The sequence below is a fragment of the Francisella salina genome (genome assembly GCF_000219045.1).
In the GTDB taxonomy this organism is placed as follows: Bacteria; Pseudomonadota; Gammaproteobacteria; order Francisellales; family Francisellaceae; genus Francisella; species Francisella salimarina.
The window spans coordinates 1,359,314-1,376,626 of record NC_015696.1 but is presented as its reverse complement, the minus strand read 5'-3'; the positions used below and the strand labels follow the sequence as shown (position 1 = coordinate 1,376,626).

Genomic DNA, 17,313 nt, shown 5'->3' with positions numbered 1-17,313 from the left:
TTATCATAATACTCTCAGAAAATAAATCAAAATATTTAAAGGTATAAAAATGAAAAAGTTAATTCTATCAGTAGTAGTTATGTTTAGTCTAGCAAACTTAGGTTTTGGTGGTAGTTTACACCCAATAAGTGGTTTTTCTCATAATGTTTCATATGCTGCACCTGTAATGATTCTTGCAGAGTAGTTAGATAAATAGGAAAATTATTAGTTATTAATTAATGTCTGTTTTATCTGTTTACCAAAGTCTGTAGCTGATTTGGGATTTTGAGCAGTAATAATTTTAGCATCATTTTTTACACAAGATTGCCATTCCAAAGCACTACTATATTTAGCACCAACTTTGACTAAACTATCTTCTAGAGAAAAAGGCATAACATCAGTCAAACCGACGATTTTTTCTTCATTATTACTAAAGCCGGTTACTTCTTTATCGCTAATAATATTTTTCCCGTCATTATCTTTAACATTTATCAGAGCTGCTACACCGTGACATATTGCACCAACTACTCCATTTCTAGAATAAACATCTAAAATCTTATTCTGTACATTAGAATCATTTGGGAAATCCCACATTGTCCCATGTCCACCAGCAAATATTATTGCATCATATTCTTTGATATTTACATCTCTGAGACTAGTGCTATTTTTTATAATATTTTTCAAATTATCATCTGCTAAAAACCTATCATTTAGAAGATCTTTTTCAGCAACACTATTAGGATCAATAGGGATTTCTCTACCAGTAATTGACACAATATCAATTATGATATTTTCATCAAGAATACTGTAATATGGGTGAGTAAGCTCTGATAGCCATAATCCAGTTTTTTTATTCAAATCACCCATTTTGCTATGACTAGTTGTAACCATTAATACTTTTTTTCATGACGTTTTCATATTTGTTAAAAACTTTATCTAGATGGTTTTTATAATTCTCAGCATACTCCTCAATTTTAGGATCTTTAATAACGTCGTTTGCAATAAATGTTGGTAATCCTTTCATGCCTATGAATTCATGAGCTTTATGAAAGTGTAGATATACCCCATCAACTCCAACACCTTCAAAAAGCTGATCTTTCTCCACAAAAGCCTCTAATGGAGCATTCCATGTTAATGAGAGCATATATGTTTTACCCTGAAGTAAACCACCAGATCCATATTTCTTGCTAGCATCATGTCTAGATCGACCATCACTAGCATACATAACACCATGACCTGTGGTGAATACTTCATCAATATATTTTTTGACAATCCAAGGTGGACCCATCCACCAACCTGGCATTTGATAAATCACTGTATCAGCCCAAAGCCACTTTTGAATTTCCTCATCTATATCATAACCATCGTCAATAACTGTAACTTTGACATCATGACCAAAGCTTTTAAGATGCTTTTCAGCGATATCATTTAGATATTGATTCAAAGCACCTTTCGAGTGCCCAAATTCCTTTTTACCATTAATTAATAATATTTTTTTCATATATTTTGCCAGTAATAATTAGATAATAGCCAAGTTAATCAATTGGCTTCCTTGACAGACTGCACCAGTATTATGAATACTAATTACAACACCACCATAAGGTAGAATTAAGTCTTTCTTTTGCATGGTAGATGTCTGAATATATTGACCAATTACATCTCCAGCTTTGAAAATATCACCTGGCTTTATAAACCATTCATATAATCCACCTTCAATTGCTTTTAGGTGTTTATAGTTAGCTCCATAGACATGATGTCTAATATCAGTATTCAATAAATTTGTATCAAAAGGTGAATCGATAATATCTTTATGTTTCAGGTAATTAAGGATGCCTTGAGTTTGCATTTTAGCATTAGTAAAATTTATATATTCCTCAGAACCTAATTCAAGTGTATAGCCCTCTTTTAGTATTTGTTCATCTCTACCTTGTTTTTTAAACTCTTGAGATAAGTGCCACCATGGACAAAATGTGGCTTCATCAAGAGCACCACCAGCTTTATCATTATCTATAATCAACATATCCTTATAGCCAAATTTTTCTGCTGTATATCTTGCAAAATCTGCAGTGTATAAATAAGTAGTAGCATCTGTATCAGTATGTAAATCAAGGACATAATCTGCCTTTTGGGCTTCTCTTTGGACTAGAAGATTTAATCTTTTAGCTCTAGATAGCTCCCACTCATTTGCTAGTTCTTTATCTAATTCTTGCTGTAAAAGATTTTCAAAAGCTTGCTTATACTCCGCTGTAGTAGAGTTGATATGTTCTTTGACAAATGCTGAGTAATCAATAGATGGGTAAAAATAGTATCTATTAAAATTATCTCCTGTTGCAGAATCAAATCTACCTTGGTGCCCTGCTCCTATAAATACATCTTTACCGATAGGGTTGCATTGAGGGATTAGATAAACATCGCCTTTTGGCTGATGCTTTTTGAAATACTCTAAAAGCTCTATCATTACAGCATTTCCTTGTAATTCTGAAGCGTGCATACTTGCTTGCATATATACACTTGGTGCTGATGAATCAGAACCTTTGATAGTTATTTTCTCTACATGAATATCTTCACCTGTCGATGATTGACTTACTTTGATTTTTTGTTTGGAAATATAGTTAGACATAATGCTAATTCAATTTTTTATGATTACGTAATTATAACAATATAAAACTTGTACTATAAGAATATTTACTATCAAAAACATTTATTGATTCAATAAGTATTTACTATTACACCACTAGTTCTAAAATGCTAAAATGTCTCAATGAATCTTAAAACTTAGTAATAATCTGATGATAAAAGTAATGACATTCAATGCTAATGGTATACGCGCAGCTGCTCGGAAAGGATTTTGGGAGTGGTTTAAAACTCAAGATATTGATTTTTTGTGTATACAAGAAACTAAAGCCCAATTTCATCAGATAGAAAAAGATGAACAGCATTTCCCAGATGGCTATTACTATGATTTTAAAGATGCTGTTAAAAAAGGCTATAGTGGTACAGCTATTTATGCTAAGAAAAAGCCTCTAAAGGTAATCAAAGAGCTTGGATTAGATTGGGCTGATGATGAAGGAAGATATATTCAGTTTGACTATGAAAAATTCAGCATTGCCAGTCTATATCTACCTAGTGGTTCTAGTGGAGATATTCGCCAAGAGTATAAAATGCAGTTTCTTGAAAAATATAAAAAAATATTAAAAGAACAAGCAGAATCTGGTAGAGATTTTATAGTTTGTGGTGATTTTAATATTGTGCATAAAGAGATAGATATCAAAAACTGGAAATCTAATTATGGTAAGACATCTGGGGTATTACCAGAAGAGCAAGCTTGGTTAGATCATATTTTTGATGATCTAGGTTGGGTTGATACTTTCCGAGTAATCAATCATGAACCGTTACAATACACTTGGTGGTCAAATCGTGGACAGGCTAGAGCAAATAATGTCGGCTGGAGAATTGATTATCATATCTCAACACCTACTCTAAAAGATAAGGTTGTGCCAGAGTCTGATTATGTCTACAAAGAAAACTGGTTCTCAGATCATGCTCCGCTAACTATTAGTTATGATTATGAGGTTTAAAATATGAATGTATCAGCAATTTTATTACCGATATTTTCAGCACTTCTAGAATATTGGTATTTGTGGATTATTGCACTATTTATTTTATTTATAAAAACTCCTTTTTTTAAAGGATGGATTGGTGAAAAGATCTTAGCGTTATCAGTAAAAAATATTGTCAAAGATAAAAAAGGTATCTTATTGAATAACTTATTACTGCCTACTGATAAAGATACTACCCAAGTAGATCATATATTGCTTCTTCCATCAGGTATATTTGTAATTGAAACTAAGAATATGAAAGGATGGATATTCGGAGATTCTAAAAGTCATAACTGGACACAGCAAATATATAAACATAAATCAAAGTTTCAAAATCCAATTCATCAGAACTATAAGCATGCTAGAACTATTAGTACTATGCTGCACTTAGAAGATGAAACCCTTATTCATAATATTGTAGTTTTTGTTGGTAGCGCGACTTTTAAAACAAAAATGCCAGAAAATGTATTTAAAATCTTTCGATTAAGAAATTATTTAAAGCAGCAAAATCTTGATAGGCTTAGTTATTCTAAGTTAGAAGAATACTCAAATATATTACAAAATCAGAAACAAAAAAATAATATAGTAAATAATTATAAACATGTTAAAAATCTTAAAGAAAAGTATAAATCGGAAGAAATTTGTCCAAAATGCTCAGGCTTACTAGTAGAGAGAACTGTTAAAAAAGGAGAAAAACAAGGACAGACTTTTCTGGGGTGTAATAATTTCCCAAAATGTAGATACACTAAAAGTTAAAATCATGCCAAAAGCTTACGTCTTCTCAGGCCTACCAGGAGTAGGCAAAACAACTTTAGCTAAGCAACTAGCTCAGGCTCTGACTAATGTAGCCTACTTCAGAGTAGATACTGTTGAGTACTATCTCAAAAAAGCATATTCGCAAGAGCTAAATAAACAAGGCTATGAAATAGTTTATTATCAAGCTAAGGAAAACCTTGAGCTTGGTAAAAGTGTAATTATAGATTGTTGCAATCCTATCTTAGAGTCTCGAGAATTATGGAACTCATTATCAGAGATAAATGATACAAAAGTTATAAATATAGAAATTATCTGTAGCGATATACAAGCTCATCAAAATAGAATAGAAACTAGATATAAATCAAACCCAAACAAGTACCCTACTTGGCAAGATGTTGTAAATAGAGATTATCAATCATGGAAAGAAGACATTATTAGAATTGATACCGCAGAAACTGATATTATAGAATCGTTTAATATACTTATAAATCAACTCGAGGAATATTAATGAAAGATAAATTATTTTATAAGTTATTTATTTTATTTGCATTTCTGTTTATCACACTAGATAGCTTTGCAGAGAGTTTCAAACAGTATAATGTTTATCTAATCCCAGATACTACAGCTGATAAATATGTTAAAGAATTTGATGATTCTTTAGCTAAAACAAATGTACTAGAAAAATACAAGACTACTCCATTTATCAAAAATCATCCAGTACATTTAACATTGTATTTAACAAGTTTTCAAAGCAAATATCTTAATAATATTGAGAGTCAGTTAGCTGATCTTGCTAAGAACACAAAATCATTTTATATAAAAACTACTGGTTTTAGTGCTGGTAAAAGTGGCTTTGTAATGCTTGATATCAAAAACTCTCAATCATTACAGCGATTATCAAACTCTGCAATAAGTAACTTAGCAAAATATAGAGATAAAGACTATCCTGCTCCAAGTTGGGTTAAATTCTATCCGAGCAAATTAGTATCTTTTGAAAAATATGGTTCACCAAATGCTTTTGCAGAATTTAATCCTCATATAAGTATATTAGCTGCTAATTTACAAACAGATCAAGAAAGAGATAGCTTTGACAAAGATTTTAATGCGATTATCAAAGATACGAAACTAGAACCAATTAGCTTTAAGATTAAAGCAATCGGTTTTGGTGAAGTAGATGAAAATGGACAAGTAACTAAAACTCTACATATTTACAAACTAAATAAGTAAAATTGTATTCATAAAATAAATAGTAAGGAAATAGAATGAGTAATAATCATTTTGATGTAATAAGTTTAGGTGGTGGTTCTGGTGGTATAGCATCTGCTGTACAGGCTGCTAAGTTTGGTAAAAAAGTTGCAATTATCGAAAAACGTGAACTCGGTGGTACATGTGTAAATAGAGGTTGTGTACCTAAAAAAGCTATGTGGTATGGAGCTAATCTAGCAGAAGCTTTAAAACACGATGTCGCAGGCTATGGTTTTGACGTTGAAGTTAAAGGATTTAACTGGGCAAAGCTCAAAGAAAAAAGAGCTACTTACATAAGTAATATTCATGGTTTCTATGACAGACTATTAGATAAATGGAACATCACTCATTTTAATAATTGGGGTAAGTTTAAAGATAATAAGACTATCATTCTAGATGATGGTACAGAACTGACAGCAGATCATATCTTTATTTCTCCAGGTGCTTACCCTGTTGTGCCAAAAAATATCGAAGGCTCTGAACTTGGTATCACATCTGATGAGTTTTTCGAATTAGAAGAAACTCCAAAAAAAGCTGTAATCGTTGGTGGTGGCTATATTGGTGTTGAGATCGCTGGAGTGCTAAATGCTCATGGTACAGATACAACTGTTATGGTGCGTAGAGACAAGCCATTGATGGAGTTTGATAATTGTATTAGTGATGCTCTGGTTGAATGTATGCAAATGACAAACCTAAATATCATGAACCATACAAATATCATTAAAGTTGAAAAAGCTGGTAGTACTTTAAAAATCACTACTGATACAGGTAAGGTTTTAGAAAATGTTGATACTCTAATATGGGCAACTGGTCGCGCGCCAAATACTCATAATTTAGGTATAGAAAACACCGATATAGATATTACTGAGAAAGGTATAATTCCTGCTAATGAATGGTCTGAAACAAATGTTAAAGGGGTGTACTCTTTAGGTGATGCTTCAGGCGTGCCACAACTTACACCTGTAGCTATCAAAACAGGTAGATATCTAGCTCGTAGACTATTTAATGGTGAAACTAATCTAAAAGCTAATCTAGAATATATCCCAACAGTAATCTTCTCGCACCCTGCTATTGGTACTGTAGGATTAACTGAAAAAGAAGCTAGAGATAAGTATGGTGATGGTAATGTAAAGATATACAAATCTCGCTTTACAGCTCTATATTGTGCTATCTCTGGTCATAGAATGCCAACCGTTATGAAGCTTGTTGTAACAGGTGATAATGAAAGAGTTGTTGGATGTCATATGATTGGTATAAATGTTGATGAGATGCTACAAGGATTTGCAGTAGCTATCAATATGGGCGCTACAAAGCGTGACTTTGATGATACTATAGCTATCCACCCTACTAGCTCAGAAGAGCTTGTAACTATGTAAGGAAATCTTATGATATTGACTACAGCTGATACTCTTGGTAAAAGAGAAATTATAGAACACAAAGGTCTAGTTACAGGGATAATTGTGCGAACTCCAACTATAACTCAAGGAATACTAGGTGGACTAAAAAATATAATAGGTGGCAAAAATACCTCTTATACTAATGTCTGTAAGGAAGCTAGATTACATGCTGAGCAAGAGATGACAAATCAAGCTCAAGAGTTAGGTGCTAATGCTATAGTAGCTATAAGATATGATTCAAGCAGTTTAGGTGGAACTACTAGTGGTACAGAAGTTTTTTGTTATGGGACTGCTGTAATTGTTAGATAGTTGATATTAAACGTATATTAATACATATTGAATAAAAATATAATCCTCCCTGTTATTTATCATTGTTTTTATAGCTTAAATACTCTATGATGAATTTTTGGCCTTTTATAAAAGGTTATTTTGTATTGTTCAAAATAGGAGAATAATTGTGACTATTAGTGATGTAAATCATTCAAAAAAAAGTAATCTTACCCCTTTCTGGGTATTGTGGACATTAGAGTTATGGGAGAGATTTGGTTATTATGGTCTGCAAGCTATATTAGCCATATACTTTGCTAAAAAATTAGGCTTCAGTGAATCTGAGGCAATGTTGATTTTTGGTTCATTTTCGGCACTACTATATGGTGGTCCATTAATTGGTGGTTGGATTGGTGATAACTATTTGGGTGCTAAGCGTACGATATTTATCGGAGCAGGAATTTTATTTTTATCTTACCTATCTCTTAGTTTTAGTGCGGTTATAGCAGATTCATTCGGTAGTACAGAAAAAACTGTCGTAATGTACTCATTAGCAGGTGTTGCGATAGGTGGAGGTCTATTTAAAGCTAATCCTACTTCTTTAATTTCAAAATTATTTGAAAAAGGTGACCCAGCTCTAGATGGTGCTATGACTTTATACTATATGGCTGTTAATATTGGTTCATTTGTATCTATGCTTATAACCCCTATATTAGCTGCAAAGTATGGCTATTTACATGCTTTTTTATGCTCTGCATTTGGTATGTTTCTTGGTTTGATTAGTTATACTGTTTTCTATCCAAAAATCCAGAGAATTGCTACAGAGGCTGGTAAGCAAAAAATGTCTTGGATGAAAGTCTTAGTAGTGATTATAGGAGCTTGTATAGCTATATTTATTACAGGTAATATTTTAGAAGATACTACTTTATGTACTAGTATAGTGGTTGTAATTGCAGTATTAGCACTAATATACTTCTTTATGCAAATGTTCAAACAATCTGACCATGAAAGAAAAAGAATGTTAGTAGCTCTAATACTGATTGTTCAGGGAATTATCTTCTTTGTACTATATCAACAAATGCCTACTTCACTTAATTTCTTTGCAGTTAATAATGTTGATCCTCACTTCTTAGGTATGACTGTTCATGGTGAGCAATGGCAGGTACTTAATCCATTAGTAATTGTACTAATGTCACCTTTATTATCTGTAATATATAAGAAGATACCTGGTACGCATGTAACAAAATTCTGCTTTGGTATGACACTATGTGCTATGGCATTTTTAGTACTATACTTCCCACAGTTTACAGCTACTGATGGTATTGTATCTGGATGGTGGTTAGTTGCTAGCTATTTCTTCCAATCTACTGGCGAGCTTTTAATCTCAGCATTAGGCTTATCTATGGTTGCTGAGCTATTCCCACGCAAAATGAGTGGTTTTGCTCTAGGAATGTGGGCTCTAACAACAATGGTTGCTGGTCCAATTGGTGGTTATGTAGGTGCTTTGACAGCTCCAGAAGCAGGTACTGTATTTACAAAAGTAGAAGGTCTAGCTGTATATGGACATGTATTTTTAACTATAGGAATATTTGTAGCAGTAATCGCAGCTATTATGTGGATTGCTCGCGGATGGTTAAACTCTATCATTGAAAGTACGAGAGTACATTTCGTATCTGAGAACACTCATGGAATGCATGAAGAGAATGCTGTATTACCTACAAAATAATTAATCTTGAGCCTTTGGCTTTCTGACACTTTTATTCTGATGAATTTTTTGTTTTATCTTTTTTGCAAAATCTTTATTATGATTTGAGCTTTTCTTTTGATTAGTGTTTTTATTATTTTTATTAGCTCTTTTGGCTGCTATTATTTTGACTTCATCAATTTTTTTAGCCTTAGTTTTACGTGACATACTTGTAATAGGTACATTATGAGTAGCCTCAAAACCTTCTAACTCTTCTCGTGGTAACAGATGTCCAATTAAATGTTCTATATTTGATAGTGATTCAACTTCATCTGCGCTTACTAAAGAAATAGCTAGACCATCTTGCCCTGCTCTACCAGTTCTGCCTATTCTATGGACATAATCTTCAGCTACATTTGGTAGATCAAGATTGATTACACATGGTAGTTGGGCAATATCAATTCCTCGTGCTGCGATATCGGTTGCAACTAAGACGTTTATATCTTTGGATTTAAAATCTGCTAATGCCTTTGTTCTAGCTGTTTGGCTTTTATTACCATGTATTGCACTACTTGTTATACTAGCTTTATTTAGCTTCTCTGATATCTTATTAGCGCCATGCTTTGTACGCGAAAAAACCAAAACCTGATGTAGATCTTGATCTTTTATTAGTGAAATCAAAGCATTAATCTTAGTTGATTTATCTAGTGTATAAATTTTCTGCGTAATCTTTTTGACTGTTGTATTTACAACATCTGCTGATACTGATTGAGGATTATCAAGAAATTCACTTGCAAGATTTTTTATCTCTGGTGAAAATGTAGCTGAGAACATTAATGTTTGTAACTTTTTTGGTAAAAGCTTATGAATTCTTTTTAAATCATTAATAAAACCCATATCTAACATTCTGTCTGCTTCGTCTAAAACAAATGTATTTAAACTATCAAATTTAAGAGCATTTTGACTATATAAATCAAGTAACCTACCTGGAGTCGCTATCAAAATCTCAACTCCTTTGCGTAACTTCATCATTTGAGGATTGATACTAACACCACCAAAAACCACTGCTGAACGAATATGAGTATTCGCTGCATATATTTGAATTTGTTCTTGTATTTGTGCTGCCAACTCTCTTGTTGGAGTTAGGATTAGAGTTTTGACTCGATTTGCTTGAGCTTTTGGTTGATCAAGAAGTCTTTGGATAATTGGTAATGTGAAGCCTGCTGTCTTGCCTGTTCCTGTTTGGGCAGATGCCATGACATCATTACCTTTTAAAACTAATGGAATCGCTTTGGCTTGAATTGGAGTTGGTTTTGTATAGCCTTTTTTTTCTAAAGCGCTACATATTAAAGGATTTAAACCTAAATCTGAGAATTGCATGAATTTTTTATTTCCGGTATTTTTTAGCATAGCTATATTAACACTAATAGCCTCTATTTACTCTATAAAGATGAGTTATTAAATAATATAATACCTAAAGCCCATTTAATTAAATTGAAAGCTAGTAAAATATGAATGATAAATACTGTTCTAAGTTAGGTAGAGATGTACAACAACATCTCATAAAATTAGGTCTAGAACAAGCGAGAAATTTTGGACTTGATAACGATGCTAAAATTGCTAAGATCTCAAAAGCATATCGTGAAATATTAGATGCTCTAGGATTACAGACACATGAATTTGAAAAAACACCTTTTAGAATAGCTAGGATGTTTACTCAAGAAATATTCAATGGTTTAGATTATGCTAATTTTCCAGCTTGTGCATTATATGAGAATGAATTCAAATATGAAGGAATACTTACACAAAAAAATATAACTATAATGTCATTTTGCGAGCATCATTTTGTGCCATTTGAAGGTATTGCTGAAGTTTCATTTATTCCTAAAAATAATAATATTATAGGCTTATGTCGTATCAATAGTATTTGCAACTTCTTTGCAAGACGTCCACAAATACAAGAAAGAATGACTGCTCAAATATTTGAAACTCTAAAATTCATCCTCTCAACAGATGATGTAAGTGTAAAGATAAAAGCAAAACATACCTGTGTATCATTTAGAGGTACAAATAATCAAAACTCTGAAACATATACCGAAATGCTTGGTGGTGTCTTTGCTAAAAAAGAATGATTCTAAAATGAGTAGTTTATTAGATATTGGATTTTTATTTTTTATTATCCTAATAATTGTTTGTATATTTGCAACAGGCTATCTTAGATATTTTGTTATCATTGTAACAATTATCTACTATCTCGTGGGTAATGGCGTTATTGGTAATATCTTGGCTAAACCTATTAAATTAGAATCCACAGATATTGAACAATGTGCGAATACCAAAGCAATTATTCTATTAGGAGCTGGCGTCAGTCAAGCATTTGATAAATTAGAACCTAGCATTAGTGCTTATGATCGTCTCCTTAAGACTGCTGAAGTCTATAACGAATATCCTCAAGATATTATAATAAGTGGTGGTTCTCCATCTGGTTATAAGTTGTCAGAAGCTGAAGTTTATGCTGATATTCTCTATAAGTTAGGAATTCCTAAATCAAAAATAAGATTAGAAAAACAATCTAAAAACACTTACGAGAATGCTCAATTTACCAAAAAGATTTTAAGCGATCACAATAATACATATTGCTTAATTACAGGAGGTATTCACTATCAAAGAGCTAAGTTAATCTTTGATAGCTTTAATATAAATACAATAAACATAGCTTCATCTAAAGTAACTCCTGAAATAGGTCTTCTACCTAGTGCATATAATTTTTATATAACGCAGGCTATAGTCCATGAGTATTTGGGAATAGCTAAATTTTACTTAAAAAGATATTTTTAGTTTATTAAAAGATTGAGCCGAGATTGAAGAAAGATTTTAAAACTATATAATGGTATAAATGTTATAATTTTATATTGTGGAATAATATGTTCAAAGAAATGTTATTGAAAGTCGCAATTATATTCGGTCTCACGATTGGTATGCTTTTTTTGCTTTTAGATACATCTGATGCTCATGCAGTTAGCAATCCACCTATTTTAGAGATAGTCTCTTTTAAAACATCAGAAGATACATCTACTAAACAAGTACTCGATTTGTCTAGTAAAGTGACACAAGAGCTAAAAGGATATCAGGGTTTTATAAAAAGGACTCTAACGCAAAATACTGTTAATCCAAATCAATGGGTTGATATCATTGAGTGGAAATCAATAGATGATGCTCATGCTGCTATGAATCAAGCTCTTAAAAATAAAGATGTAGAAGCATTTCTTAAACTAATGAAGAATGGCTCTAAAGTTTATCAAACTAAATCAGAATATTTAAGTATACAGTCTCAGGCATCTTAAGATCTAGAAAGTAAATTACTTTCCTAGATAGGAGAATAATTAGAATGGTTAAACACCTAAAATATTTAATAATTATCATCATATTTATTAGCAGTTATGGATATAGCCAAACAATCAGTATTGCTGCTGCGCAAATGCTAATCAAACAACAGTCTTTTGATGAGTTTGCCAATGATATGAATAGATTAACTAAGCAAGCTAAAGATCAAGGAGCTGAAATTGTAGTCTTTCCTGAAGATAACACGGTAAACTTAATTGATGGTTTACCATGGGGTAAGGATAGTATTATTAAACTTAGTGAATACTATAGTAAAACTAAAAATTTGGTTACCGACTTAGCTAAAAAATACCAGATGATTGTTATAGGTGGAACTATTGCCAAAAATAATGATGGTAAAATATCCAATACTGTTTTGGTAGGTTTGCCCAACGGGCAAGTAATAGAAAATGATAAAATTTATCTAACTCCAGAAGAAAGAAATGTTGGCTATAATAAGTTTGGTAAAAATATATTAGTACTAGATTATAAAGGCACTAAAATTGCTGTTGTAATATGTTATACAAGTGAATTTCCGAATGTCTCTGAACAACTCTCAAAAGTTAAGCCAGATATTATAATCGCACCATCTTACACCAATGATTTGTATGGTTTAAATAGAGTCCATACTGCAATGAAAATGCTATCTATTCAAAATTTTGCATATGGTATGGTAGTAGGTATGGCTTCAGGCTTAGATAAACAAAATACTCAAGGAGTTGATGGTGTAAGTCAAATAATTTTTACATCTCCTCAGAATAAAGCTTTTAAACTCAATCATTTAAATATGGGTAATTTCAATAAAGAAGATGTAGTTATAGAAAAATTAGATATTACAAAATTACACCAAGCTCGTAAGAATTATGATGCATTCCCTAACGCAGATATTAAATATAATCCAACACCATCGACTAAATCAGTATCTATAGCTCAATAGAAAGATTTCATTAGAATAACTTAAGTTTTAGGCTATAATTTCTATACAGATTTAAATTTAAAAATTAGCTATGAAGTATACTAAACTTGGTAAAACTGATATTGATGTTAGTAGAATATGTCTTGGAACTATGACTTGGGGACGTCAAAATACTCAAGATGAAGGCTTTGAGCAGATGGATTATGCTCTTGCACAAGGTATTAATTTTTGGGATACTGCCGAAATGTATGCAATCCCCCCTACTGCTAAGACTTATGGCAAAACTGAAGAAATAATCGGTAACTGGTTTAAAACAAGACAGAAACGAAATGATGTAGTATTAGCGACTAAGTTTTCGCCTATGACATGGGCTAGAAATGAGCAAAATCCTATTACTGATAAGACAAATATCATTGATGCTGTAAATAATAGTCTAAAGCGCTTACAAACCGATTACATAGATTTATATCAATTCCATTGGCCGACAAATAGACCTCACTATCATTTTGGTAATTGGTGGGATTTTGAACCTTTAGCAGGTCAACAAAATAAACAGCGTATAGTTGATAATATCTATGAAATTTTAGTTACTTGCGATGAGTTAGTTAAAGCTGGGAAAATCAGACATATAGGACTGTCAAATGATTCAGCTTGGGGGATAAATCAATTTATCAAACTTGCAGAAAAACATAATCTACCACGTCTAGCAAGTATTCAGCATGAATATAATCTGAATCGCCGTAGAGATGAAACGGATATCATGGAGACATGTGCTCTTGAAGAGATATCATATCTTGCATGGTCACCTCTTGAACAAGGAGTTTTAACGGGTAAATATCGCAATGGTGCTCGCCCTGCTGGTACTAGAATGTCTGCTGAAATTCTAGATGGGCAAGAAGATCGCTATGCTTTTAGATTTGCTACTAATGATGATGCTGTCACTGAATATATCAAAGTCGCTGAAAAACATAATCTTGATATATGTCAAATGGCTATAGCTTTTACAATTAGAAAAGCCTATATGAGTTGTAGCATAATTGGAGCTACATCTATGGATCAACTAAAAACAAATATTGAAGCGATAAATCTAAACCTATCTGATGAAGTTTTAGCTGATATTGAAAAAGTTAGAAGAAAATATCCTGTTCCATTTTAGAAAAACTAAATACAAATCAAATTTTGGCCATTATTTGTTATAATTTTCACAGTTTAAAATAATTAAAGATAAATATGAAATATACAAAACTAGGTAAAACTAACATTGACATAAGTAGAATCTGTCTTGGAACTATGACTTGGGGGGCACAAAATACTCAAGATCAGGGTTTTGAACAAATGGATTATGCTCTTTCTCAAGGAGTTAATTTTTGGGATACTGCTGAGCTATATGCTGTTCCACCAACACCTGATACTTATGGTAAGACAGAAGAAATAATTGGTAACTGGTTTGCTTCTAGACAAAAAAGACAGGATGTTATATTAGCTACAAAATTCTCGCCTATACCTTGGGCTAGAAATGAGGAGAATCCTCAGATAAATCGTGAAAATATTATTTCAGCTGTTGATAATAGTCTTAGAAGATTAAAAACAGACTATATCGATTTATATCAATTTCACTGGACTGTAAATCGACCGAACTATCATTTTGCAGATTGGTGGTCATTTGAACCAGCTCAGGGTGCTAATGCTAAACAACAAATACAAGATAATATTCTTGAAACACTTAAAGCATGTGATGAACTTATTAAAGCTGGGAAAATTAGACATATTGGATTATCAAATGATTCGGCTTGGGGTCTAAATCAGTTTATTAACTTAGCCGAAAAACATAATCTACCAAGAATAGTTAGTTTACAAAATGAGTATAACTTACTTAGAAGAAGAGATGAAACTGATGTAATGGAGACTTGTGCTATTGAAGATATATCTTATCTAGCATGGTCACCACTACAAATGGGAATTTTAAGTGGTAAGTACTTAGATGGTAATATCCCCGCTGGAAGTAGAATGTCTGATGAGGTTATGGGATCACCTGAGCAGAAAGCTCGATTTGCAACTAGACAAAATGCTACAGTTGACTTGGCTGTTAAAGAATATTTAGAAATCGCTAAGAAACATAATTTAGATGTTTGCCAAATGGCGATAGCTTTCACAATTAGAAATGAATATATGAGTTCTAGTATAATTGGGGCAACTACTATGCAACAACTAAAGACTAATATTGATGCTATAAATCTTGAGTTGTCAGCTGAAGTATTAGCAGATATCGAAAAAGTTAGAAGAAAATATCCAATACCGTTCTAATACAGGTTCAAAACATTGTCCAAAAAAATCTTCCTAATCTTAATATGGTTAAGTGCAGTAGCATTTTATATGTATACTCGCATGATAAATACTTCACTTTCAGCATTTTCTATACCATTGATAAATCAATATGGATTTTCTAGTATTGACATTGCTTTTGCTATATCAATATACAGCATCGCAATGCTAATTATGAAAATACCTGTTGGAGTTATAGTTGATAGATATGGTATTGATATCCCTGTAATGATTGCGATGACAATAGTTCTAGTTGGAACAATAATTTTTGCGTTTCCTACTAACTCAACGACTCTACTGACTTCACGATTTATTATTGGTGTCGGTACAGCTTTTGCTATGATGAGTGCTTATAGACTAACAAGTATTATCCTGAATAAGCGTCTATTTGCAATTGCGACAGGTTTTATTTATTTCTTTGGCTCGTTAGCAGTTTCTATTTCAGGAGCTCCGCTAAATTATGCTGTTAAGCAATATAATTATACTTACATAGTTTTGACATTAGCAGGTATTATGCTTGTTATATTGATGCTCTACTCTATTAGCAGATTTAAATATGGTAGGATTCCTAGAAGCGATGATATCAAATCATTTAGTGATTATTTTGCTGGTATCAAAGATATTCTCAAAGATAGACAAATAATCTTTACGATACTTTATGCTAGTCTTTTTACCTGTGTATTTTTCAACACTATTGGCTATTGGGGAAATACTATCTTATTAAATACTAAGCTAGCTAGCCAACAAGCTGGTTTAATAGGTAATAGCATTGCATCACTTGCTTCTGGTATAGCTTCCATCGTTGTTGGTCTAATTATTGCTACTCAATTTCTCAAAAGAAGTCATATTTTTATTTTTACATCGCTAGCAAGTATTTCAGTTATTATGATCTTTTATACCAACATCAGTAATATTTATATACTTAGTCTGGCTGCATTGTTTTTTGGTATTGGTTTTGGTTTTACAGGTATAGTTTTTGATACTGCAAATAAACGCAAACAAAGCTATCTTGTTAGTATATTGTCACTACTTTTTTTAGTTGAATATGTCTTAAATAGTATTATTAACCCACTGGCTGCATATATCCAAAAAGCTTTAGTAGATTATGGTTTTGCTACTTTTTTGAGTTATAAAATAGCTTATGGTTTATTCTTGGGATTATTGATTATTGCTAATATTTTAAGCTTTTATATAAAACCTCAAAAAATATAATCAAAGAGCTAAAAAATTCTTTAAAGTTAATAAACCGTATTCGGTCAAATATGCTTCTGGATGATATTGAACACCAAAAATATTTGCATTTCGATGAGCAAAAGACATAATTTCATCATTCTCGGTTGAGGCTAAAGTAATCAAAGGCTCTTTAATATCATTAACAGTTAAAGAATGATAACGTGTTACAGCAAATTTCAGTGGATGATCTTTGTATAATACAGATGATTGAAGTTGTTTAATCTCAGAGAGTTTACCATGATATATTTGTTTAGCTTTTATGATTTTTGCACCATAATATTGAGCAATAAGCTGATGACCTAAGCATATTCCTAACAAAGATAAATTATTTTGCTGACAATACTCAATGATTGGATAGATATTTTTAAGCTCATCCGGATGACCTGGTCCTGGGCCAATAATAATATGAGAATATTGCTCAATATTATCAATTTGCTCATCAGTTTTTAGCATTGATACTTGATAGCCAAGATAAGTTATATAATCAATAATTGTATTACTAAAAGAATCATAATGATCAATATATAAAACCAC

At 31.9% G+C, this 17,313-nt stretch carries 20 protein-coding genes; 15 read left to right on the top strand and 5 right to left on the bottom strand.

Annotated elements, in window-relative coordinates; genetic code table 11:
* Positions 1-49 precede the first annotated feature (49 nt).
* The gene (locus tag F7308_RS10405; protein ID WP_013923104.1) at positions 50-184 is read left to right on the top strand and encodes a hypothetical protein; all 135 of its coding nucleotides are present in this window, start codon (positions 50-52) and stop codon (positions 182-184) included.
* Between the two features lie 20 nt (positions 185-204).
* On the opposite strand, the gene F7308_RS06725 is transcribed toward F7308_RS10405, so the two are convergent.
* The 3 genes from F7308_RS06725 to F7308_RS06715 are packed head-to-tail and all read right to left on the bottom strand — an operon-like array spanning position 205 to position 2,599.
* Positions 205-870: a type 1 glutamine amidotransferase domain-containing protein gene (locus F7308_RS06725; protein WP_013923103.1), complete on the bottom strand. Its 666-nt coding sequence runs from the start codon at positions 868-870 to the stop codon at positions 205-207.
* Positions 857-1,480: an NAD(P)H-dependent oxidoreductase gene (locus F7308_RS06720; protein ID WP_013923102.1), complete on the bottom strand. Its 624-nt coding sequence runs from the start codon at positions 1,478-1,480 to the stop codon at positions 857-859. The genes F7308_RS06725 and F7308_RS06720 overlap by 14 nt, the downstream gene beginning before the upstream one ends.
* Before the next feature lie 18 nt (positions 1,481-1,498).
* Positions 1,499-2,599, bottom strand: coding sequence for a M14 family zinc carboxypeptidase (locus F7308_RS06715; protein WP_013923101.1), 1,101 nt, complete (start codon positions 2,597-2,599; stop codon positions 1,499-1,501).
* Between the two features lie 169 nt (positions 2,600-2,768).
* Between F7308_RS06715 and F7308_RS06710 the strand changes: the two genes are divergently transcribed.
* The 7 genes from F7308_RS06710 to F7308_RS06680 all read left to right on the top strand — a co-directional run bounded on the left by F7308_RS06710 (position 2,769) and on the right by F7308_RS06680 (position 8,969).
* Positions 2,769-3,557 carry an exodeoxyribonuclease III gene (locus F7308_RS06710; RefSeq protein WP_013923100.1) on the top strand — a complete coding sequence of 263 codons (789 nt, stop codon included), beginning with the start codon at positions 2,769-2,771 and terminating at the stop codon, positions 3,555-3,557.
* A 3-nt stretch (positions 3,558-3,560) separates the two neighbouring features.
* Positions 3,561-4,334: an NERD domain-containing protein gene (locus tag F7308_RS06705; RefSeq protein ID WP_013923099.1), complete on the top strand. Its 774-nt coding sequence runs from the start codon at positions 3,561-3,563 to the stop codon at positions 4,332-4,334.
* 4 nt (positions 4,335-4,338) lie between these two features.
* Positions 4,339-4,842 carry an AAA family ATPase gene (locus tag F7308_RS06700; protein ID WP_013923098.1) on the top strand — a complete coding sequence of 168 codons (504 nt, stop codon included), beginning with the start codon at positions 4,339-4,341 and terminating at the stop codon, positions 4,840-4,842.
* The gene (locus F7308_RS06695) at positions 4,842-5,561 is read left to right on the top strand and encodes a 2'-5' RNA ligase family protein (RefSeq protein ID WP_013923097.1); all 720 of its coding nucleotides are present in this window, start codon (positions 4,842-4,844) and stop codon (positions 5,559-5,561) included. The genes F7308_RS06700 and F7308_RS06695 overlap by 1 nt, the downstream gene beginning before the upstream one ends.
* Positions 5,562-5,596: 35 nt before the next feature.
* On the top strand, positions 5,597-6,955 hold the full coding sequence (gene gorA / locus F7308_RS06690) for a glutathione-disulfide reductase (RefSeq protein ID WP_013923096.1): 1,359 nt from the start codon (positions 5,597-5,599) through the stop codon (positions 6,953-6,955).
* Between the two features lie 9 nt (positions 6,956-6,964).
* Positions 6,965-7,285 carry a YbjQ family protein gene (locus F7308_RS06685; RefSeq protein WP_013923095.1) on the top strand — a complete coding sequence of 107 codons (321 nt, stop codon included), beginning with the start codon at positions 6,965-6,967 and terminating at the stop codon, positions 7,283-7,285.
* Between the two features lie 148 nt (positions 7,286-7,433).
* Positions 7,434-8,969, top strand: a complete 1,536-nt coding sequence (locus F7308_RS06680; protein ID WP_013923094.1) for an oligopeptide:H+ symporter — start codon at positions 7,434-7,436, stop codon at positions 8,967-8,969.
* Here F7308_RS06680 and F7308_RS06675 read toward each other — a convergent pair whose 3' ends face one another.
* Positions 8,970-10,307 (bottom strand): DEAD/DEAH box helicase, encoded by a 1,338-nt coding sequence (locus tag F7308_RS06675; protein WP_013923093.1) that lies wholly within the window; start codon positions 10,305-10,307, stop codon positions 8,970-8,972.
* Positions 10,308-10,438: 131 nt separating this feature from the next.
* Here F7308_RS06675 and folE point away from each other — a divergent pair, with 131 nt between their 5' ends.
* The 7 genes from folE to F7308_RS06640 all read left to right on the top strand — a co-directional run bounded on the left by folE (position 10,439) and on the right by F7308_RS06640 (position 16,758).
* Positions 10,439-11,059, top strand: coding sequence for a GTP cyclohydrolase I FolE (gene folE / locus F7308_RS06670; protein ID WP_013923092.1), 621 nt, complete (start codon positions 10,439-10,441; stop codon positions 11,057-11,059).
* Positions 11,060-11,066: 7 nt separating this feature from the next.
* The gene (locus F7308_RS06665) at positions 11,067-11,765 is read left to right on the top strand and encodes a YdcF family protein (protein ID WP_013923091.1); all 699 of its coding nucleotides are present in this window, start codon (positions 11,067-11,069) and stop codon (positions 11,763-11,765) included.
* Between the two features lie 86 nt (positions 11,766-11,851).
* The gene (locus F7308_RS06660) at positions 11,852-12,271 is read left to right on the top strand and encodes an antibiotic biosynthesis monooxygenase family protein (protein ID WP_013923090.1); all 420 of its coding nucleotides are present in this window, start codon (positions 11,852-11,854) and stop codon (positions 12,269-12,271) included.
* 44 nt (positions 12,272-12,315) lie between these two features.
* Entirely contained in the window at positions 12,316-13,245 is a 930-nt protein-coding gene (locus F7308_RS06655) for a nitrilase-related carbon-nitrogen hydrolase (protein WP_013923089.1), read from the top strand.
* Positions 13,246-13,315: 70 nt separating this feature from the next.
* Positions 13,316-14,380, top strand: a complete 1,065-nt coding sequence (locus F7308_RS06650; protein WP_013923088.1) for an aldo/keto reductase — start codon at positions 13,316-13,318, stop codon at positions 14,378-14,380.
* 74 nt (positions 14,381-14,454) lie between these two features.
* Positions 14,455-15,528, top strand: coding sequence for an aldo/keto reductase (locus F7308_RS06645; protein ID WP_013923087.1), 1,074 nt, complete (start codon positions 14,455-14,457; stop codon positions 15,526-15,528).
* A 69-nt stretch (positions 15,529-15,597) separates the two neighbouring features.
* Positions 15,598-16,758: an MFS transporter gene (locus tag F7308_RS06640; RefSeq protein ID WP_013923086.1), complete on the top strand. Its 1,161-nt coding sequence runs from the start codon at positions 15,598-15,600 to the stop codon at positions 16,756-16,758.
* Here the strand turns inward: F7308_RS06640 and F7308_RS06635 are convergent, their stop codons facing one another.
* A complete protein-coding gene (locus tag F7308_RS06635; protein WP_013923085.1) occupies positions 16,759-17,313 on the bottom strand; it encodes an anthranilate synthase component II in 555 nt (184 codons plus the stop codon).